Raw genomic sequence first — 19,878 nt, forward strand, 5'->3', positions numbered from 1 at the left:
CTCATCGAGTGCTCATGAGCTGCGTGCTCCAGTTTCTGGTCGGTGGTGCGGTGAATCGGACTGGCTGTTCTGGTGCTGCTGGATCGATGCGAGGTGGTCCTCCACCAGCGCGCCGGCGAGCGCCACACCCGAGCGGAGGGCCCGGGGGAAGGCTCGGCGTCGCACCGCGAGCTGCCAGCACTCCGTCGTGGGGTGCAGGTGCGCCCCGCGACCGGGTGCCCGGTGCTGCGGGTCCGGGACCAGGGCCGGTCGGCCCTCGGCGTCCGAGCCCGCGACCACGCGGAGCAGCTCGCTCGCAGCGGCCCTGGTCCGACAACCCACACAGGTCCGGACGGGTCCGGGCGCAGGGGTGTCAGACGTGGTGGCCACTGCTCACCACTCTACTGCGTGTGGCCAGTGGTTTACGAACTGAGCCTCACTCGTCGCTGGTCGCCTCATCGCTGCGGATGTCGATGCGCCAGCCGGTGAGCCGGGCCGCGAGACGGGCGTTCTGGCCCTCCTTGCCGATGGCGAGGGAGAGCTGGAAGTCGGGAACGACCACCCGGCAGGACCGTGCCGCCAGGTCGACGATCTCGACCGCGGTCACCCGGGCGGGCGACAACGCGTGCGCCACCAGCTCGGCGGGGTCCTCGGCCCAGTCGACGATGTCGATCTTCTCGCCGTGCAGCTCGCTCATGACGTTGCGCACGCGCTGGCCCATCGGACCGATGCAGGCGCCCTTGGCGTTGACGCCCGGGACGGTCGAGTGCACCGCGATCTTCGTGCGGTGGCCGGCCTCGCGGGCGATGGCGGCGACCTCGACGGTGCCGTCGGCGATCTCGGGGACCTCGAGGGCGAAGAGCTTCTTGACCAGCGTGGGGTGCGAGCGCGAGAGCGTGACCTGCGGCCCGCGCATGCCCTTGCGCACCGAGGTGACCAGGCACTTGATCCGCTCGCCGTGGACGTACTTCTCACCGGGCACGCGCTCACTGATCGGCAGGATCGCCTCGAGCTTGCCGAGGTCGACCATGACGTCGTCGGGGTTGCGGCCCTGCTGGATGATGCCGGAGATGATGTCGCCCTCCTTGCCGGAGAACTCGCCGAACGTCTTCTCGTCCTCGGCGTCGCGCAGCCGCTGGAGCATCACCTGCTTGGCGGTGGTCGCCGCGATGCGGCCGAACCCCTGGGGCGTGTCGTCGTACTCGGGGCCGGCGACGCCGTCGTCGTCGATCTCGCGCGCCCACACGGTGACGTGTCCGGTCTTGCGGTCGAGCTCGACACGCGCGGGGTGGGAGGACTCGGTGGCGCGCTGGTAGGCCGTCAGCAGGGCCTGCTCAATCGCCTCCGCGAGCACCTCGAAGGAGATCTCCTTCTCCCGCTCCAGCATGCGCAGGATGCTCAGGTCGATGTCCATCAGTCGTCCTTCTCGTCGTGCTTGTCGGTCTTGCGGTTGAACTCGACCTGCACGAGCGCCTTGGCCACGTCGGCGTAGGCGACCTCGTGCTGTCGGCCCGAGACGTCGAGGACCGCCGACTCATCCGACGACGACACGACGCGTCCGGTCAGGTCCGTCCCGTCGGCCAGGGTCACCTTGACCAGGCGGTCGGTGTTGCGGCGCCAGTGGCGCGGGAGCGTCAGCGGACGGTCGACGCCGCGGGAGGTCACCTCGAGGGTGTAGGGCATCTCGCCCATCACGTCGGACTCGTCGAGCACGCGGGAGACCTCACGCGTGGCGTCGGCGACGTCGTCGAGGGTGACGCCACCGTCCCTGTCCACGGCCACCCGCAGCACCCGGCGCTTGCCGGCGGGGGTGACCTCGACGGCCTCGACGTCGAGGCCCAGCACCAGCAGGGGGTCGACCAGCTCCGCCTCGATGCGGTCCCGGGTGGCGTCCTGTCGGGGTGTGCTCATCGGGTGCGACCTCCTTCTGTAGTTGTCGAGGGGTCACGATACCGGCACCGCTCCCGGCGCCCACACCCCACGGCGACCGGTCCGGACCGCCCGCACGGGTGGGTAGGGTTCGCTCGTGCCCGGACCCTCGCTGACCCGCCGTACGGCGGTGGTCTCGGCGGTCGGCTCGGCACTCACCTCACCGCTCGTCCTCGCGGGCTGCGACATCGACCCGCCCCGTTCCACGGACGGCTCCCCCGCGTCTCCTCCCCCGCCGGAGGACGCCGAGCTCGTCGCCTCGGTCGTCGCCGAGCTCGTGCGCGCGGCGGCCGTGCTGGAGGCCGCGACCCTGGCTGTGCCCGGACTGACGCCCCGGCTGGCGCCGGTCGCCGACGCGCACGCCGCCCACCTCGACCTGCTCGTCGGCGCGGTCGCCGACACGGACGTGCCGACCTCCGCGCCGCCGTCGCTCCCGCCCGACCGCGTACGGACGCTGGCGGCGGTCGTACGCTCCGAGCGCCGCCTGCAGCGTGAGGTCCGGCAGGCGTGCGTCACGGCGGCCAGCGGCGACCTCGCCCGGGTGCTGGCCAGCGTGGCCGCCTCGACGGCCCAGCACGGCGCGTCCCTCGCCCGTGACCCAGGCGGCACGACAGCGGCGGTGGCGCCATGAGCGTGCTCGACGCACTCCAGGCCACCCTCGCCGAGGAGCACGCCGCCCTCTACTACTACGGCGTGCTCGGGGCGCGGACGTCCCAGTCGGCCTCCCCCGCGCTGTACGACGCGGTGACGGCGGCGTACCGACGCCACCGCGCACGCCGCGACCAGCTGCGCCTGATGGTCCGCGATGCCGGGGGGGAGCCGGTCGCGGCCGCGGTCGCCTACGAGCTCGACGGGCCGCTCGTGCGCGCGGCACAGGTGCAGCGCACGGCGGCACGGCTCGAGATCGCCGGCGCCGAGGTGCTGCTCGCCCTCGTGGCGCAGTCGAGCGGTGACGTCCGCGAGTGGGCGCTCAGCGAGGCGACCTGGTCGGCGGTGTGGCAGCTCGAGCTCGGCGGCTCGGCGCAGACCTGGCCCGGGGCGCCGGAGCTCGACTGAGACAGCCCGCGTACCACTCCGAAATGGGGAAAGCGGCCCGCGGCCTCAACCCTTGGGAAAGTCCCGAGATCTCTCCCAAGGGCCGAGGACGCGGACCGCTCCATGGGGTTGGTCAGCATCACCCTGCGTCTTCCCGGCCTGTGGGGTGACCGGTTCGACATGCACAATCATGCATTCGATCCCCACGGAACAAAAGCACATCTCACTTGCACGTTCCTGCAACGCACGAAGTTGCAGAAGTCGGCCGCTCAGGACGCGTCGAGGCGCCGCACGACCGCGGGGATCTCAGCGAGCGACGTCACGCTGGCGTCGGGCTCGCCCTCGGTGTGCCCGACCTGCGCGGGCGGGATGTTGCTCAGGGGGACGTGGACGGCGCGCAGCCCAGCGTTGTGCGCCCCCCAGACGTCGTCGAAGAGCCGGTCCCCGACATAGACGCAGGCCGCGGGGTCGTCCACGCCGATCGCCTCCATCGCGGCAGCGAAGGCCTGCGGGGAGGGCTTCGTCCACGGGATCTCGCTGGTGTAGACGTCGCCGTCGACCAGGTCGTAGACGCCGTCGCGCTCGAAGTAGCCGACGTGCCACTCCCGCGGCCAGATCGTGTTGGACAGGACGCCGACCTTGAGCCCCATCTCCCGCAGCTCCTCCCACATCGGGCGCACCTCGGGGTCGGTCGCGGTGTGGGGCTCCCAGAACTCGTAGTAGGCGGCCAGCAGGTCCGGGTCGTGGTCGAGCCCGGCCTCGACGAACAGGTCCGCGATCGTGGCGCTGCGCTGGTGGTCGCGGCTGCGCCCCCACACCACGTCCCCGGCCCGGTGCAGGCGCGCGGCCCAGGCGTGGTGGTCGTCGTCCGCGGTCGGCGTGCGGCGTACGGCCTCTGCCAGCGCGAGTGACTCGGCGTGGAAGTCCACGTCGTGCCACCGGGTGAGGGTGCCGCCCCAGTCGAAGATGACCGCCTGGATCGCTGCCATGCTCAGCTGCGGACGATCTCGGTGATCCGTGCGACGGCGGAGCCGACGGCGACGTCCTCGCGCTCGCCGGAGCGACGGTCGCGCACCTCGACGTTGCCGTCGGCGAGGCCGCGCCCGACGGTGACGATCGTGGGCACGCCGATGAGCTCGGCGTCCTTGAACTTCACGCCCGGGCTGACCTTGCCGGTGCGGTCGTCGAGCAGCACGTCGACGCCGGCGGCCTTGAGGTCGCGGGCGAGCACCTCCGCCGCCGCGAAGACCGCCTCGTCCTTGCCGGCGGCCACGACGTGGACGTCGGCGGGTGCGACGTTGCGCGGCCAGCACAGGCCGATGTCGTCGAGGGTGCCCTCGGCGATCGCGGCCACGGCACGCGAGGGACCGATGCCGTAGGAACCCATGGTCACGGTGACGAGCTTGCCGTTCTCGTCGAGCACCTTGAGCCCGAGCGCGTCGGCGTACTTGCGGCCGAGCTGGAAGATGTGGCCCATCTCCACGCCGCGCGCCGACTCGAGCGTGCCCTCGTCGCAGGCCGGGCACGCGTCGCCGTCGCGCACGTCGGCGGCCTCGATGGTCCCGTCGGGGGTGAAGTCGCGGCCGACGACGAGGTCGATCACGTGGGAGCCGGGCACGTTGGCGCCGGTCACCCAGCGGGTGCCCTCGACGACGCGCGGGTCGACGAGGTAGCGGATGCCGGACTTCGAGTCCTCGCCGAGCGCCTCGGGACCGATGTAGCCCTTGACGAGCGCGGGGTGCTTCGCGAGCTCGGCCTCGTCCATCGCCTCGACCTCGATCGGCTCCAGCTGGCCCTCGAGGCGCTTCTGGTCGACCTCCCGGTCACCGGGCACGCCGATGGCGAGCGGCTCGCGGGTGCCGTCGGGGTGCTTGAGCACGACGAGCACGTTCTTGAGCGTGTCGCCGGCCGTCCAGGGACGGTCGTCGCGGGGATATGCCTCGTTGAGGTGGGCGACCAGGGTGTCGATGGTCGGGGTGTCGGGGGTGTCCTCGGCGTGCGCGGCGGGCGCGTCGTCGTACGGCAGCGCGGGGGGCGCGGGCACCGTGACGGCCTCGACGTTGGCGGCGTAGTCGCAGCGGGTGCAGCGGACGTAGGTGTCCTCGCCGACCTCCGCCTTGGCGAGGAACTCCTCGCTGGCCGAGCCGCCCATCGCCCCGGACGTCGCCTTGACGATGACGTACTCGAAGCCGAGGCGGTCGAAGATCCGGATGTAGGCGTCGCGGTGCAGCTGGTACGACCGCTCGAGGCCGGCGTCGTCGATGTCGAAGGAGTAGGAGTCCTTCATCACGAACTCGCGTCCGCGCAGCAGGCCTGCGCGCGGGCGCGCCTCGTCGCGGTACTTCGTCTGGATCTGGTAGATCGAGAGCGGGAGGTCCTTGTAGGAGGAGTAGAGGTCCTTGACCACGAGGGTGAACATCTCCTCGTGCGTCGGGCCGAGGAGGTAGTCGGCGCCCTTGCGGTCCTGCAGGCGGAAGATGTTGGGGCCGTAGTCGGCCCAGCGGCCGGTCGCCTCGTAGGGCTCCTTGGGCAGCAGCGCCGGGAACGACAGCTCCTGGGCGCCGATCTCGTCCATCTCCTCGCGGATGACGTCCTCGATCTTGCGCAGCACGCGCAGGCCCAGCGGCAACCACGTGTAGATGCCCGGAGCGGCGCGGCGGATGTAGCCCGCGCGGACCAGCAGCCTGTGGCTCGGCACCTCGGCGTCGTTGGGGTCGTCACGCAGGGTGCGCACGAACAGGGTCGACATGCGGAGGATGCGGCCAGTCATGGGCGCAACGATAGGGGTGGGCCAACTGGTGCCGCGAACCAGATTCGCCCTCGGACGCGGCAACCCCGCACCGTCGCGGGACGTCTCCTCGATGACACCGCACCGATCCAGGGGGACCACCATGCTCCGCTCGCGCCGTACGGCCACCGTGCTGGCATCGCTCGCCACCGCCACCGCGCTCTCCGCCGCGCTCCTCACGCCTGCCCGGGCGGCCGCACCGACCGTCGACCTCCAGCCGCAGCAGCTGACGCGCGGGGCCGACATAGCCGTGCCGCACATCGAGGACGGGCAGCGGGGGGACGTCTTCGTCGACGGCGCTCGACGCGTCGAGCTGCCCGGCCGGATCGCCCGCGTCCTCGGCCGCTCCGGCGACTCGTGGCTGGTCGGGACGAACAACGTGGACCGCAAGCGCAACCGGCGCGTCGTACGGGTCGCGCCGGACGGCTCGGTCACCGACGTGCTGCGCGACGTCGACCCCGCGGGCCTGGTGCTGAGCGAGGACGGGTCGGCGCTGTTCGCCGTCGTCCGGCCGCGGCGGGGCGCTGCGACCGTGAAGGTGTGGGGCGCGCTCCTCGGCACCGACGCAGCCGAGCGGACCTTCCGCGGCTACCCCGAGATCGTGACGGCCAGCGGCTCGAAGGTCCTGCTGCGCACCACGACCCGCACGTTCTTCTGGAACTGGGCCAGGGATGAGGTGCGTCGCCCGCTGACGACTGCGGTGACCGGCCTGGCCAGCATGGAGCACGACCTGCTCAGCGTCTACACCAAGGACCCCTACCTCGGCGGGTGCACGAAGCTCGTCCGGCTCAGCAAGCCCCGGGTGAAGGTCTGGAAGTCGTGCCGCGACCGGGTCGCAGCCATCTCCCCCGACGGTACCGAGATGCTCACCTTCCACATCCTCACCGACGGACTCGGCCCGAACGAGGTCCGGCTGCGCGGGGTCGACGGCACCCGGCTCGCGACCTACCGGACGAACTGGTTCGGCGGCTGGGGATGGGAGTCGCCGGGCACGGTGCTCCTCGACGTCAACGGCAAGCACAAGGCCGCGACCGTGCGCTGCACGCTGGACGCGTGCGAGAACGCCACCGACCCGGTGAAGGTCCAGGTGCCCTGACCCTCAGGTCCCGCCGCCGCCCGCCCCCACGCGAAGGTGGCGGCAGATCGCAGGGGACCCGGGCGTACACGTGCGATGTGCCGCCACCATCGACCGGGGGCGCGCGAAGGTGGCGGCAGATCGCAGCCGAGCAGCACGTACGCACGCAATGTGCCGCCACCACCAAGGAGGGTGCGGCGGGGCTCAGGTCCCCAGGACGGTGAACGAGGCGGCGGTCGCGGCCAGCACGGGATCGCCGGCCGCGGCCTCGCGCGCGGCGAGCATCGCCTCGCCCAGCCCGCCGCCCTGCCGCAGCCTCGCGTGCAGCGCGACCATCACGTCGACGGTCGCGGCGTCGTCGACCTCGGCCAGGCTGGAGACGACCCCGGCGGTGCCCATCGACAGGAGTGCGGCGGCCAGGCCGAGGAGCTCCTGGTCGCCGACGGGCTGCATGACGCCGGACTCGCAGGCCGACAGCACGACCCGGTGGGGCGCGCGCTCGAGGCGCTGGAGGTCGTGCACCAGCAGCGGACCGTCGGCGAGCGTGAGCGAGGAGAAGAGCGGGCTGTCCTCGCGGAAGTGGCCATGGGCCGCGACGTGGGCAAGCGCGGCGCCGTCGAGCGCGGCGAGGGCGGCCGACACGGTCGCGGCGTCACCGGAGAGCACCTCGGCGCCGGGGTCGTCCGCAGCGACCACCGGCACCTCGGCCCCGCCGCTCCCGAGGCCCGGCCCGACGAGCATCACCCGACGGTCGCCGTCGGCAGGAGCTGCCACGCGAGCACGGAGCCACAACCGGGCCGACGGGGTGCTGGTGACCGGACCGTGCGCGAGCGACGGCAGGAGCCCCCACGGGACGCCCTGCAGAGCGGCGGTGGCCGACACGACGACGCGCGACTCCCCCACCCCGTCGAGCGCGCTGGCGAGGAGCGCGCGCTCGAGCCGGGCGCCGGCGACGTCCAGCTGCGCCCGGCGCCCGCGTGCAGCCTGGCGGAGCGTGAACAGGGCGAAGTCGACGGCCTTCGCGGCGGACGCGGCCTGACCGACGACGCGGTGCCGTACGCGTCCACGCCCCGCCGTCAGCGCGTGCAGGACTCCGTCGAGCTCGGTCAGCTCGACCAGGACGGTGTCGTCCTCGCGGAGGGCGTCGAGGAGGACGGCGACGTCGAGGGAGCCCACGGTCGTGCCGGTCCCGCGTTCGTGGAACAGGCGACGGCGCACGGACTGCTCCAGTCGTGCGGTCCGCGCCTGCAGGACGTCGGTCGGTTCCCCGGCAGCTCGCGCGTCGTCGATGCGCCGGTGGTGGGCCCGCAGCGCCGCCAGCTCCGTGGACGTCTCGGGGTCGTGGTCGCGAACCGAAGGGGGAACGGCGAGGCTCGTCGCCCGCCACCGTTCCGACCAGCGCAGCAGCCGCCGGGCGTCCCCGGAGGCCAACGCCGTGCGCGTGCCCAGCTCCGCCAGCTCCGTGCCGTGGCCGGAGGTGCGTGCCCGCAGCTCCGTGCTTCCCAAGGTCGCCCGGTGCTCGTCGAGCGCGCTCAACCCGCGGTCGCACGCTCGGAGCACTCCCGCCGGGTCGTCGGCGGCTGCGCGGAGCCGAGCCAGGGCGAGCCAACCCAGGGCCCGGGTGCTGCCGGTGCCGCGACCCGCCGCGCGGAACGCCGCGGCCTCCTCGAGCCAGGTGTGCGCCAGCCCGGCTGCGCGCGCCGAACGGACCTGGCCGGCGATGCGCGCTCCGAGCAGGAGTGCCGGCGGCAGCTCGGGGGCACCCGTTGCGCGAGCGGCGTCGACCAGGGCTTCCACCCGTCGCAGCAAGGCGCTCGCCGGCCGTCCGGCATCGGCGCGCGCCGCGATCGCCAGGAGGTCGGCCCGCAGTGCGTGCGACGTCCGGTCCTGCCGCCGGAACATCCGGCCTGCCCGGTCCGCCGCGGAGGTGGCACGCGGCAGGTCACCCGCGGCCAGCGCTGCCTCGGCCTCGGCCAGGAGCAGGTCGGCCTGCTCGCGGGCCTGGAGCGGGCGCGCTGCGAGCGCCTGTCGGACCACCTCGAGCGCGTCGCCGGTGAGTCCTCCGGACAGGAAGGCGGTGCACTGGTCGTAGACGAGGTCCACGATGGTGACGCCGAGCGCGTCGTAGCGGGCGCTGGCGTCGGCGTACCGCTCCAGTGCGGCGGGCAGGTCGCCCTCGAGGAAGTCGACCCAGCCCAGCACGTGCGTGGAGTCGGCCACGGCTCCTGCGTTGCCGAGGCCGGTCGAGATCGCGCGAGAGCGCTCGAAGACGTCTCGCGCACCGCGGAGGTCACCCATGCCGATCCGCGTGACCCCTTCGAGGTGCAGCGCGCGCGCCTCCCAGACCAGGTCGTCGTCCCGGGCGAAGATCTCCCGCGCCCGGCGCAGGTCGTCGGCACCGGCGTCGAAGCGTTCGAGCAGGAAGCTCAGCACCCAGGCCCGACGGACCAGGACCCGCCCGAGGGACACCCCTGACAGCGCCGACGCCGCGCGGTCGAGCTGCACCAACCCCTCGCGGACCCGCCCCGAGGTGGCGAGGGAGGCACCGAGCGTGGCCCTGACGTCCGCCTCGCGCTCGCCGTCCCCCGAACGACGCGCGAGACGCATCGCCGTGCGCAGCTCCGCGAGTGCCTCGTCGGTGCGGCCGAGGTCGCGCAGCACGATGCCGACCACCTGGTGCCCGATGGAGGACACCGCCGGGTCGGGGTCCCCGACGAGCGCGTCGGACGCGCGCTCCCGTGCGGCACGAGGGTCGAAGAAGAACGTGCGGAGCAGCTCCTCAGCCTCGGCCCTGGTCACCATGGTGCAGCCATCCTCGCCGATCCGATCGTCAAGTTCTCGGGAAAACCGCCCATGCGTCGCCGACGCGGGACTAGCGTCTGAGCATGGCAGGCGACTGGAAGATCGGCAGCGACGAGCGACGGCGTGCGACGGACCAGCTGCGGAGCTTCCGCGCCGCCAACGACGGCCAGGTGGCCTGGGACACCGAGGCCCCCGCCGACTTCACCTACGTCTTCCATCCCGACCGGGTGCTGGTGCGCGCCGCGGACGCCGAGGCGTTCGAAGGGCTCGTGGCCCAGCTGAGCGAGCGGGTCCTGGTGGGCGACGTTCGCCGCGACGACGTGTCCTTGCTGGACGGCGAGCTCGTGCGCTATGTGCTGCCGGAGCGGCAAGAGGCCCAGTCGGTGCCCGACGTGCTCGACCTGCTCGAGGCGAGCGGGCTGCGTCGCGGCGCCGCGTCGCCCGACCACTGGGTGCACGTGTCACCGGGCGGCGGGGGCGGGTCGCTGTGCCCCGCCATCGAGCCCCAGGAGACCGGCCTGACCGAGCCGTGGCCACCCGTCGCCCCGCAGGAGAAGGGACACGAGGTGAGCGTCGTGGTCGTCGACACCGGCTGGCACCCGCCCGCTGCGACCGACCCGCGTACGCCGTGGCTCAAGGGCGTCGACGGCGACGACGAGCTCAACGGCCCGGACCTGCGGCCGTACGCCGGCCACGGCACGTTCATCGCCGGCGTGGTGCGGTGCGTGGCCCCGCTGACCAAGGTCTTCGTCGAGGGTTTCGCGATCGGCGGCGTCGGTGGCGGCGGCATCCTCGAGTCCGACCTCGTGGTGCAGCTCGAGGAGGCCCTCGCCCACGACCCGCAGGTCATCAACCTCTCAGCCGGCTGCCGCACCCGGCTCGACCTCCCGTCGATCGCGCTCGAGACGTTCCACCGCACCAGGCTCAGCAAGCGGGACTGCGTGCTGGTGGCGGCCGCCGGCAACGACTCGTGGGCGGCCCCCTTCTGGCCGGCCGCCTTCGACTGGTGCGTCGGGGTCGGCTCGCTCGACCGCGACGGGCGGGTCTCGGCGTTCTCCAACTTCGGCGTCTCCGCCGACGTCTACGCGCTCGGGCGCAACCTGGTCAACGCCTTCCCGGACGGCACCTTCGAGTGCAACGAGACCCCGGACAAGGGCGACGTCCGGGTGTTCGGCACCGGCCTGGCCCGGTGGAGCGGCACGTCGTTCGCCGCCCCGGTCGTGGCAGGCCTCATCGCCCGCGAGATCAGCGAGACCGGCTGCTCGGCCGCCGACGCGCGGGACGTGGTCCTGGCCCGCGCCGCCTACGACTCCGACCCGACGATCGGGCCGCTGATGGAGCTGCGCCAGCCCTACCCCCGCCCGTAGGCGCGCCCCGCCCATCCTCCGAGCGGGCGAGCGCGACCTGACTGCGCGGCCGGTGATCCACCGGTCGCGCACATCGGCGCGCCCGGACACTCTGCCACTCCTCCAAGGATTTTTGGAATAAGGCTGGCTCCCTGCTACGTTGCTGAGGCATACCCCCCGGGGTATCCCGAGCGAAGGAGCAGACATGACCCCCACCGTCATCCCGATCGACACCCCCGGTCTCGGCGACCGCACCTACCTGGCCCACGACGGCGCCGTGGCGCTCGTCGTGGACCCGCAGCGCGACTTCGACCGCGTGCTGGCCGCCGCCGACGAGGCGGGCGTGAGGATCACCCACGTCTTCGAGACCCACATCCACAACGACTACGTCACCGGCGGGCTGGCCCTGGCCGAGGCGGTCGGCGCGCAGTACCTCGTCAACGCCGACGACCCGGTCGCCTTCGAGCGCACCCCCGTCCGCGACGGCGACGTCGTCCCCGTCGGCGACCACATGCGCGTGCGCGTGGTCCACACGCCCGGTCACACCCACACGCACCTGTCCTTCGCGCTCTCCGCGGACGGCGAGCCGGTGGCCGTGTTCACCGGCGGGTCGCTGCTCTTCGGCTCGACCGGTCGTCCCGACCTGCTCGGTCCGGACCACACCGACGCGCTGGTCCACGCGCAGTGGCACTCCGCCCAGCGCCTCGCCCAGGAGCTGCCCGACACCACCGAGGTCTTCCCGACGCACGGCTTCGGCAGCTTCTGCTCCGCCACCCAGTCCGAGGCGTCCGCGAGCACCATCGGCGACGAGAAGCGGTCCAACCCGGCCCTCACGCAGGACGAGGAGGCCTATGTCGCCGAGCTGCTCGCCGGCCTCGAGGAGTTCCCCGCCTACTACGCGCAGATGGGCCCCGCGAACTCCGCCGGCCCCGGTGCACCCGACCTGTCCGACCCCGAGCTCGCCGACCCCGCCGAGCTGCGCCGTCGCATCGACGCTGGCGAGTGGGTCGTCGACCTGCGGACCCGCTCGGCGTTCGCGGCAGGCCACCTCGCCGGCAGCGTGAACTTCGGCATCGACGGACAGTTCATCACCTACCTCGGCTGGATCCTGCCCTACGACGCGACCGTCACCCTGCTCGGCGAGACGCCGGAGCAGGTGGCCCAGGCGCAGCGCGACATGGTCCGGATCGGCATGGACCCGGCCGCGATGGCCACCGGCAAGCCCGAGGAGTGGGCCGACGGCGCCCCGCTGGGGAGCTTCCCGGTCACCGACTTCGCCGGCCTGGCCCAGGAGCTGCGCGAGAACCCCGACGCCGAGCGGGTGGTCCTCGACGTGCGCCGACCCGCGGAGTTCGACTCCGGCCACATCGCCGGCGCCGTGAACGTCCCCGTCCACGCCGTCCTCGCCCACCTCGAGTCGATCCCGCACCAGCAGCTGTGGGTCCACTGCGCCGGCGGCTACCGCGCCAGCGTCGTGGCCTCCATCCTCGCCGCCCGCGGGCACGACGTCGTCGCGATCGACGACTCGTACGACGAGAGCGCCGGCGCGGCCGGGCTCGAGCTCGTCTGACCCTTTTCCCCACACGTACCGAAACCCCCGAGGAGACACCTTTCACATGACCAGCACCGCCACCGACGTCCGTACGCTCGACGCACAGACCCTCCGGGAGCGCCTGGCCGGCGCCGACGCACCGCGCGTCCTCGACGTGCGCACGCCGGCCGAGTTCGAGACCGCCCACATCCCGGGTGCCTACAACGTGCCCCTCGACACCCTGCGCGAGCACCGCGACGAGCTGCGCCGCCACCTCGACGAGGACGTCGTGCTGGTGTGCCGCTCCGGGGCCCGCGCGACGCAGGCCGAGCAGGCCCTGCGCGAGGCCGGCCTCCCCGGGCTCCGCGTCCTCGACGGCGGCATGGTCCGCTGGGAGCAGACCGGCGCGCCGGTCAACCGAGGCCGCCAGACCTGGGAGCTCGAGCGGCAGGTCCGCCTCGTCGCCGGGTCCATCGTCGCCGGCAGCGTCCTCGCCAGCACCGCCGCGCCCAGGATGAAGTGGGTCGCCGCCGCCATCGGCACCGGCCTGACCGGCGCCGCGCTGACCAACACCTGCGCGATGGGCATGGCGCTGTCGAAGATGCCCTGGAACCGCACCAAGGACTCCTGCGACGTCGACGAGATCGTCGCCGCCCTCACCGGGGACGACGCGGCATGACCCTCACCCTGGCGGTCGTCCTCGCACTGTCCGTCGTCGTCGGCATCTCCCTGGGGATGCTCGGCGGCGGCGGGTCGATCCTGACCGTCCCGCTCCTGGTGTACGTCGCCGGGCTCGACGCCAAGGTCGCGATCGCCGCGTCGCTGTTCGTCGTCGGGGTCACCTCGCTGGCGGGCATGCTCAGCCATGCCCGCCACGGGCGGGTGAAGTGGCGCACCGGGCTGGTCTTCGGTGCGGCCGGCATGGTCGGCGCCTTCTCCGCCGGCCTCGTGGGCGGGCACCTGCCCGGCAACGTCCTGCTCGTCGCCTTCGCCGTGATGATGGTGGCCACCTCGCTGGCCATGCTGCGCGGACGCCGTACGGCACCCGCGCACGCCGCGTCGACCGGCGACCTGCCGGTGCGACGCATCGTGGTCGACGGCCTCGTCGTCGGCGTCGCCACCGGCCTCGTCGGGGCCGGCGGCGGATTCCTCGTCGTGCCCGCGCTCGTCCTTCTCGGCGGGCTCCCCATGTCCGTCGCTGTCGGCACCTCGCTGCTGGTCATCGCGATGAAGTCGTTCGCCGGGCTCGCCGGTTACCTCAGCTCGGTCGAGATGCCGTGGGGGCTCGTCCTCGGCGTCACCGCCGCCGCAGTGGTCGGCAGCGTCATCGGCGGCCGGCTCGCCGGCAAGGTGCCCGAGGCCCAGCTGCGCAAGGCGTTCGGCTGGTTCGTGCTGGTCATGGGCGTCTTCGTCCTGGTGCAGCAGGGACCGGCCTGGGCCGCACCTATCGCGCTCGCGAGCGTCGTCACCGTCGGGCTCGCGGCGGGGCTGTGCTGGAACTTCGTGCGGGCCTGCCCGCTCCGGCGCGCGGTCGCCGGCTGAGGCGACCTAGCAGGAGGGCCGGCACCGTGTCGTACAGTCGTCCAGAGATCTTTGGAGGGCCAGTGGAGACGGACGCCAGGCGACACCGACTGTTCGACGAGCTCGCCGTGGTCGGCAAGGCCTTCGGCAGCCCGAAGCGGCTCGAGCTGGTCGAGCTCCTCGCGCAGGGCGAGCGCACGGTCGACGCGCTCGCCCGTGCCGCGGGCATGGGGGTGAGCACCGTCTCGGCGCACCTGCAGGTGCTCAAGCTCGCCAACCTGGTCCGGACCCGGCGCGACGGCACCAAGGTCTTCTACCGGCTCGCGGGCGACGACGTGGCCGATCTGTACGCCGCGATGCGCGACGTCGCCCGCACCCGCTCCGCCGATGTCAGCCAGGCGCTCGAGGCCTACCTCAACCTCCCCGGCTCCGACGAGGTGGGCCTGGTGAGCCGAGACGAGCTCACGCACATGCTCGAGGCCGGCGACGTGACGCTGCTCGACGTGCGTCCGCCGGAGGAGTACCTCGCCGGACACATCCCGGGCTCGCGCAACACCCCGCTCGGCACGCTGGAGGCCGAGGTCGAGTCGCTGCGCGAGGCGCCGTCGGTGGTGGCCTACTGCCGCGGCAGCTTCTGCGTGATGGCGCACGACGCCGTACGGATCCTCGGCGGCGCCGGTGTCGAGGCCCGACGCCTCGAGGACGGGATGCTCGAGTGGCGCACCTCCGGGCTCCCCGTCGAGGCCGGCGCGGCATGAGCGGTCCCTGGGCGGTCCTGCTCACCTGGCCCGCGCGACGGTGGCTGGTGGCCCTCGCCGCCGCGGCGGCCTTCGTGCTGGTCGTCGCCGTCCCGACGGACCTGATCGACACGCCGGTCTTCGGACGCGAGGTGTCGCCGACGTGGTGGGCCTGGCCCTCGCTGCTGGTGTCCTCGCTGGTCGGCGGGCTGCTCGTGGCGACCTACGTGCGCGCCCCCAGCCAGCCTGACCTGCCCGCGAGCCGCCGCGGAGGCTGGGCCGGGGGCCTGCTCACCTACTTCGCCGTCGGCTGCCCCGTGTGCAACAAGCTCGTCCTGCTCGCGCTGGGCAGCGCCGGTGCCATGACGTGGTTCGAGCCGTTCCAGCCGGTGCTCCAGGGCGCCGCCGTGCTGCTCCTGCTCTGGGCGCTCCGCAGCCGACTGGACGGCGAGCTGTCCTGCGCCCTCCCCGTGCCCGCGGGCGAATCGGTCGAGCAGCCGTCCGTCGGCTGACGTCAGAGCTCGACCCAGCGGCTGCTGATCGCCTTGCGCCGGTGGCGGACAGTGAAGCGGATCGACCCGGTCGGCTCGGCAGCGAGGGCGAAGAAGCCCACCTCGTCGAGCCCCGTGGTCCAGCTCTGTCCGTCAGTGGTCTCGACCTCGACCTCGACGGTCGCGAGGTCCCCGTCGAAGTCGAGCAGCTGACCGCGCACCTGCCCCTCGTCGAGCTCGGCGTCGAGCGACCAGCCCTCCGCGGCGGTGAAGTAGAGGATCCGGGACGTGCCCAGTCCCCGCACCCGGGCGGCAGGCTCGTCGGCGGAGTCGCGCACCAGGACGAGCATCTCCCACTCGGCGTCGAGGTCGGCGGCCGCCACGACGGCGATCATGGTCGGGACCAGGTCCGGCGGCGGCGGGTCGTGGGTCGTCCACATGTCACGCAGCTCCACGAGGAGCGCGGCGTCGTCCGCAGCAGTCATCGCTCGCCTCCTCTCGTCAGCGCGGTCCGGACCTTGGCCAGGCACCTCGCCCGCGTGGGGCCGATGCTCCCGACGGGCATGTCGAGCTCCTGGCTGAGCGACTGGTAGTCGGGGCGGTCCATGAAGGCCACGACCCGCAGCAGCTTGCGGCACCGCTCGTCGACCGACGCCACGGCGCCCCACAGCCGTGCCGCCTCGTCGTCGAGCACCGCGAGCGCCTCGGCCGACTCCGTGTCGGGGAGCGCGGCGTGCAGCGTCTCGTCCTGCACCGGGGTCGCACGACGCGCGGTCCGGGCGTGGGCGGCTGCGCCGCGCCTGGCCGAGGTGATCAGCCAGGACGCGACCGCCTGCGGGTCCGCGATGGTCTCGTGCAGTCGTACGAAGCCCAGCCAGGTCGCCTGGACCACGTCCTCGGCGGCCTCACGGTCGAGCCCGTACGCCCTCACCACGTGCCACAGGACCGGTGTCATCGCAGCAACCAGCTCGTCCACGGCACCGGCGTCCCCCTGACGCCACGCGATGAACGCCCCACTGGCCATGTCCCACGGTGACAGCCCGGACTGCCCCTCAGCCCTGCGGTCCTCTGACATGGCGACCATTGTCCCCATGTCTGCACAGGTGTGCGTACACCCCTGCGTGATACGGACGGGACGAAGAGAATATTTTGCTGTGCGGCCCCGGGCTAGAACATCAGCGTCGCGAAGGTCGCGGTCTGCTCGAAGCCGACCCGGGCGTACGCCGCGCGCGCGGGCGTGTTCCAGTCGTTGACGTAGAGCGAGACCACCGGCGCCATGCCGGAGTCGAGGACGTGGGAGACGACCGCGGCCATGCCGCTGGTGGACAGGCCCTCGCCGCGGCGGTCGGGGCGGACCCACACGCCCTGCACCTGCGCGGCGTACGGGGTGACGCAGGCGACCTCGGCCTTGAAGACGACACCCTCGTCGTCGAAGCTCGCCATCGACCACCCGCGGCCGATCAGCTGCTGGACCCGGGCGCGGTAGAGGTCTCCCCCGCCCGCGTCGCCCTCCGGCGAGACGCCGACCTCCTCGGTGTACATCGCCACGCAGGCCGGGTAGAGGACCTCGAGGTCCTGCGGGGTCGTGAGGCGTACGTCGGGAGCGGCTGCCACGGCGGGCGGGCGCGAGATCTCCAGGTGTGGCTGGGTGGACCGGACCTCGCGCGGGCGGGCCCACCGGGGCTGGATGACCTTCCAGAGCGCGGCGACGACGTCGCTGGGCCCGACGATCGTCCCGACACTGTTGCGCCGGCGCAGGGCGACGTCGGCGAAGGCGCCCACGTCGTCGGGCGTGCACTGCACCGGGACGAGGTTGGCGCCGAGGTGGCAACCGGAGACCAGCTCGCCGCCGTCGAACCGGCCCCACACCTGACCACCGAGCCAGCGCTCGTCGAGGTTGGTGATCCGGGCGCGGTAGTCGACGAACACGTTGACCACCGGGTCCTGCTCCGCGAGCGCGATGAAGGCGTCCCGGTCGCCCGGGCCCAGCACGCGCACCTGCTCGCGGGTCCTCAGCACCCTCGGAGCCTAGTGGGAACCGGCACGCGCGGGCCTGCGCTGCGGGCACGTCTCACGAGACGCTGACGGAGGCCTCCGCGCCCTCGACCGTCTCCATCCCCTCGGCGATGCGCATGGCCTCCTCGATGAGCGTCTCCACGATCTGCGACTCGGGCACGGTCTTGATGACCTCGCCCTTGACGAAGATCTGTCCCTTGCCGTTGCCGGAGGCGACGCCGAGGTCGGCCTCGCGGGCCTCGCCGGGCCCGTTGACCACGCATCCCATCACGGCCACGCGCAGCGGGACCTCGAGCCCGTCGAGCCCGGCGGTGACCTCCTCGGCGAGCTTGTAGACGTCGACCTGGGCGCGGCCGCACGAGGGGCAGGAGACGATCTCGAGCCGGCGCGGCTTGAGGTTGAGCGACTCCAGGATCTGGATGCCGACCTTGACCTCCTCCACCGGGGGCGCGGAGAGCGAGACGCGGATGGTGTCGCCGATGCCCTTGCTGAGCAGGTGGCCGAACGCGACCGCCGACTTGATGGTGCCCTGGAAGGCCGGACCGGCCTCGGTGACCCCGAGGTGCAGCGGCCAGTCGCCGGCTTCGGCGAGCAGCTCGTAGGCGCGGACCATCACGACCGGGTCGTTGTGCTTGACCGAGATCTTGAAGTCGTGGAAGTCGTGCTCCTCGAAGAGGCTCGCCTCCCACACCGCGGACTCGACGAGCGCCTCGGGCGTGGCCTTGCCGTACTTGTCGAGGATCCGCTTGTCGAGCGAGCCGGCGTTGACGCCGATGCGGATGGAGGTGCCGCGGTCCTTGGCCGCCTTGGCGATCTCCTTGACCTGGTCGTCGAACTTGCGGATGTTGCCGGGGTTGACCCGGACCGCCGCGCAGCCGGCGTCGATCGCCGCGAAGACGTACTTGGGCTGGAAGTGGATGTCGGCGATCACCGGGATCTGCGACTTCTGCGCGATCGCCGGCAGGGCGTCGGCGTCGTCCTGGCTGGGGCACGCGACGCGCACGATGTCGCAGCCCGACGCGGTCAGCTCGGCGATCTGCTGCAGGGTGCTGTTGACGTCGGAGGTCAGCGTCGTGGTCATCGACTGGACCGAGATCGGCGAGTCGCTGCCGACGCCCACCGACCCCACCTTGATCTGGCGGGTCTTGCGGCGGGGGGCCAGGACGGGGGGCGGGAGGGCGGGCATGCCCAAGCCGACGGAAGTCATGGCGCCATCGTACGGGCCGGGTCGTCGGACCCCCGCGTCCGTACGCCGTCAGGTCAGGCGGAGCGGGACCACGATGTCGGCGACGATCAGCACGACGCCCATCACGAGCATCGCGAGCCCGACCACGTACGCCACGGGCAGCAGCTTGGCGACGTCGACGTGCCCCGGGTCGGGGCGGCCGAGGAGCCGCGCCATGCCGCGCTTGAGCCCCTCGTAGAGGGCGCCGGCGATGTGGCCGCCGTCGAGCGGCAGCAGCGGCACGAAGTTGAACATGCCGATGAAGAAGTTGAAGCTCGCCACGAGGAAGAGCAGCGTCACGATCTTCTCGGTGAGTGGGAACGCCTCGCTGGACGCGGCCTCACCGGCGAACCGGCCGCCGCCGACGATGGAGACGGGGCTCTCGGGGTCGCGCTCCTGGAGCCCGACCACCGCGCGACCGACCTCGTAGACCTTCACCGGGAGCTGGCCGAGCGCCTCGACCGTCTCGACCGTCATCGTCCCCATCTGGGCCGTGGTGTAGACGAGACCGCCCGTCGCGAAGTCGACCTCGGGCTGGACGCCGAGGAAGCCGACCTCGGTGAGCGTCTCGTCCTCGAGCGACGTCTGGCGCAGCGTGACCGTGGTGTTGGTGGTGAGGGTGAGCTCCTCGTCACCGCGCCGGACCTCGATGACCGCGTCGCCGTCGGCGTTGCCGCGGATCAGGGCCTGGAAGCTCTCCCAGTCGCTGAACGGTGTGCCGTTGAAGCTGAGCAGCTCGTCGCCGGGGCGGATCCCCGCCTCGGCGGCCGGGGTCGGGGGGTCGTCGGCGGTGCAGGCGCGGCCCTGCTCCTCGACCGGCACCACGCACTCTGGCACGGCCGCCACGACGGGCTCGACGACCTCGTCGCGCGGGTTGCCGTACGTCGCGAAGAGGACCGCGAACAGGCCGAACGCGATCGCTATGTTGACGGTCGGGCCGCCCGCCATGACCACGACCTTCTTCCACCACGGCAGGCGGTAGAAGAGCCGATCGGTGTCGTGCTGCTTGACGTACTCCCACTCCGCTGCCCGCGCGTCGGAGATCAGCTGGGTGAACAGGCCCGTGTTCGAGCGGCGGACCCGGTGCACCGGCTCGCCGTCCTCGTCGTACGTCGTCTCCTCGACCAGGTCCTCCGCGCCGGGCGGGAGCATGCCGACGATCTTGACGTAGCCGCCGAGCGGGATCGCCTTGACGCCGTACTCGGTGTCGCCGATCTGGCGGCTCCACACGGTCGGGCCGAACCCGATGAACCACTGCGGCACCTTGCAGCCGAACTTCTTCGCGGGGATGAGGTGCCCGAACTCGTGGAGCCCGATCGAGACGAGGATCGCCAGGACGAAGGTGACGACACCCAGGGTGTAGAGCAGGGCGGTCATGCGGAGATCCTTCTCAGGTCAGGGCG

20 protein-coding genes are annotated in these 19,878 nt (G+C 72.6%); 9 read left to right on the forward strand and 11 right to left on the reverse strand.

Annotation, left to right across the window (positions count from 1 at the left end; genetic code table 11):
- Positions 1 to 12: 12 nt before the first annotated feature.
- Genes IE200_RS09815 through rimP form a run of 3 tightly spaced genes read right to left on the reverse strand, consistent with a single transcriptional unit; the run spans position 13 to position 1,890 of the window.
- The gene (locus IE200_RS09815; protein ID WP_191279285.1) at positions 13 to 369 is read right to left on the reverse strand and encodes a YlxR family protein; all 357 of its coding nucleotides are present in this window, start codon (positions 367 to 369) and stop codon (positions 13 to 15) included.
- A 46-nt stretch (positions 370 to 415) separates the two neighbouring features.
- On the reverse strand, positions 416 to 1,393 hold the full coding sequence (nusA, locus tag IE200_RS09820) for a transcription termination factor NusA (protein WP_191279286.1): 978 nt from the start codon (positions 1,391 to 1,393) through the stop codon (positions 416 to 418).
- Positions 1,393 to 1,890 (reverse strand): ribosome maturation factor RimP, encoded by a 498-nt coding sequence (gene rimP / locus IE200_RS09825; protein ID WP_191279287.1) that lies wholly within the window; start codon positions 1,888 to 1,890, stop codon positions 1,393 to 1,395. The genes nusA and rimP overlap by 1 nt, the downstream gene beginning before the upstream one ends.
- 115 nt (positions 1,891 to 2,005) lie before the next feature.
- Between rimP and IE200_RS09830 the strand changes: the two genes are divergently transcribed.
- Both IE200_RS09830 and IE200_RS09835 read left to right on the forward strand, forming a co-directional pair.
- On the forward strand, positions 2,006 to 2,539 hold the full coding sequence (locus IE200_RS09830) for a hypothetical protein (RefSeq protein ID WP_191279288.1): 534 nt from the start codon (positions 2,006 to 2,008) through the stop codon (positions 2,537 to 2,539).
- Complete coding sequence (locus tag IE200_RS09835) at positions 2,536 to 2,964, forward strand: DUF4439 domain-containing protein (protein WP_191279289.1); 429 nt, start codon at positions 2,536 to 2,538, stop codon at positions 2,962 to 2,964. The genes IE200_RS09830 and IE200_RS09835 overlap by 4 nt, the downstream gene beginning before the upstream one ends.
- Positions 2,965 to 3,212: 248 nt before the next feature.
- On the opposite strand, the gene IE200_RS09840 is transcribed toward IE200_RS09835, so the two are convergent.
- Positions 3,213 to 3,932, reverse strand: coding sequence for an HAD family hydrolase (locus IE200_RS09840; protein WP_191279290.1), 720 nt, complete (start codon positions 3,930 to 3,932; stop codon positions 3,213 to 3,215).
- A 2-nt stretch (positions 3,933 to 3,934) separates the two neighbouring features.
- Positions 3,935 to 5,713, reverse strand: a complete 1,779-nt coding sequence (locus IE200_RS09845; protein WP_229856358.1) for a proline--tRNA ligase — start codon at positions 5,711 to 5,713, stop codon at positions 3,935 to 3,937.
- A gap of 121 nt (positions 5,714 to 5,834) precedes the next feature.
- On the opposite strand from IE200_RS09845, the gene IE200_RS09850 reads away from it, so the two are divergent.
- Positions 5,835 to 6,827 carry a hypothetical protein gene (locus IE200_RS09850; protein WP_191279291.1) on the forward strand — a complete coding sequence of 331 codons (993 nt, stop codon included), beginning with the start codon at positions 5,835 to 5,837 and terminating at the stop codon, positions 6,825 to 6,827.
- A gap of 183 nt (positions 6,828 to 7,010) precedes the next feature.
- On the opposite strand, the gene IE200_RS09855 is transcribed toward IE200_RS09850, so the two are convergent.
- The gene (locus tag IE200_RS09855; RefSeq protein ID WP_191279292.1) at positions 7,011 to 9,608 is read right to left on the reverse strand and encodes a CHAT domain-containing protein; all 2,598 of its coding nucleotides are present in this window, start codon (positions 9,606 to 9,608) and stop codon (positions 7,011 to 7,013) included.
- An 83-nt stretch (positions 9,609 to 9,691) separates the two neighbouring features.
- Here IE200_RS09855 and IE200_RS09860 point away from each other — a divergent pair, with 83 nt between their 5' ends.
- From IE200_RS09860 to IE200_RS09885, 6 genes are all read left to right on the forward strand, one after another.
- Positions 9,692 to 10,975: a S8 family peptidase gene (locus IE200_RS09860; protein ID WP_191279293.1), complete on the forward strand. Its 1,284-nt coding sequence runs from the start codon at positions 9,692 to 9,694 to the stop codon at positions 10,973 to 10,975.
- A 184-nt stretch (positions 10,976 to 11,159) separates the two neighbouring features.
- Positions 11,160 to 12,524, forward strand: a complete 1,365-nt coding sequence (locus tag IE200_RS09865) for an MBL fold metallo-hydrolase (RefSeq protein ID WP_191279294.1) — start codon at positions 11,160 to 11,162, stop codon at positions 12,522 to 12,524.
- Positions 12,525 to 12,570: 46 nt separating this feature from the next.
- Positions 12,571 to 13,164: a rhodanese-like domain-containing protein gene (locus IE200_RS09870; protein WP_191279295.1), complete on the forward strand. Its 594-nt coding sequence runs from the start codon at positions 12,571 to 12,573 to the stop codon at positions 13,162 to 13,164.
- Entirely contained in the window at positions 13,161 to 14,027 is an 867-nt protein-coding gene (locus IE200_RS09875; protein ID WP_191279296.1) for a sulfite exporter TauE/SafE family protein, read from the forward strand. Before IE200_RS09870 ends, IE200_RS09875 begins: the two co-directional genes overlap by 4 nt.
- 62 nt (positions 14,028 to 14,089) lie before the next feature.
- Positions 14,090 to 14,764: an ArsR/SmtB family transcription factor gene (locus IE200_RS09880; protein WP_191279297.1), complete on the forward strand. Its 675-nt coding sequence runs from the start codon at positions 14,090 to 14,092 to the stop codon at positions 14,762 to 14,764.
- Positions 14,761 to 15,255: a hypothetical protein gene (locus IE200_RS09885; RefSeq protein ID WP_229856359.1), complete on the forward strand. Its 495-nt coding sequence runs from the start codon at positions 14,761 to 14,763 to the stop codon at positions 15,253 to 15,255. The genes IE200_RS09880 and IE200_RS09885 overlap by 4 nt, the downstream gene beginning before the upstream one ends.
- Before the next feature lie 2 nt (positions 15,256 to 15,257).
- Here IE200_RS09885 and IE200_RS09890 read toward each other — a convergent pair whose 3' ends face one another.
- The 5 genes from IE200_RS09890 to IE200_RS09910 all read right to left on the reverse strand — a co-directional run bounded on the left by IE200_RS09890 (position 15,258) and on the right by IE200_RS09910 (position 19,852).
- Positions 15,258 to 15,719: a hypothetical protein gene (locus tag IE200_RS09890; protein WP_191279298.1), complete on the reverse strand. Its 462-nt coding sequence runs from the start codon at positions 15,717 to 15,719 to the stop codon at positions 15,258 to 15,260.
- A complete protein-coding gene (locus tag IE200_RS09895; RefSeq protein WP_191279299.1) occupies positions 15,716 to 16,309 on the reverse strand; it encodes an RNA polymerase sigma factor in 594 nt (197 codons plus the stop codon). The genes IE200_RS09890 and IE200_RS09895 overlap by 4 nt, the downstream gene beginning before the upstream one ends.
- A gap of 92 nt (positions 16,310 to 16,401) precedes the next feature.
- A complete protein-coding gene (locus IE200_RS09900; RefSeq protein WP_191279300.1) occupies positions 16,402 to 17,253 on the reverse strand; it encodes a GNAT family N-acetyltransferase in 852 nt (283 codons plus the stop codon).
- Positions 17,254 to 17,305: 52 nt separating this feature from the next.
- Positions 17,306 to 18,457 carry a flavodoxin-dependent (E)-4-hydroxy-3-methylbut-2-enyl-diphosphate synthase gene (gene ispG, locus IE200_RS09905; RefSeq protein WP_191279301.1) on the reverse strand — a complete coding sequence of 384 codons (1,152 nt, stop codon included), beginning with the start codon at positions 18,455 to 18,457 and terminating at the stop codon, positions 17,306 to 17,308.
- Between the two features lie 48 nt (positions 18,458 to 18,505).
- Positions 18,506 to 19,852 (reverse strand): M50 family metallopeptidase, encoded by a 1,347-nt coding sequence (locus IE200_RS09910; protein ID WP_191279302.1) that lies wholly within the window; start codon positions 19,850 to 19,852, stop codon positions 18,506 to 18,508.
- Positions 19,853 to 19,878: the final 26 nt, after the last annotated feature.

The sequence above is a fragment of the Nocardioides flavus (ex Wang et al. 2016) genome (assembly GCF_014653115.1).
In the GTDB taxonomy this organism is placed as follows: domain Bacteria; phylum Actinomycetota; class Actinomycetes; order Propionibacteriales; family Nocardioidaceae; genus Nocardioides; species Nocardioides flavus.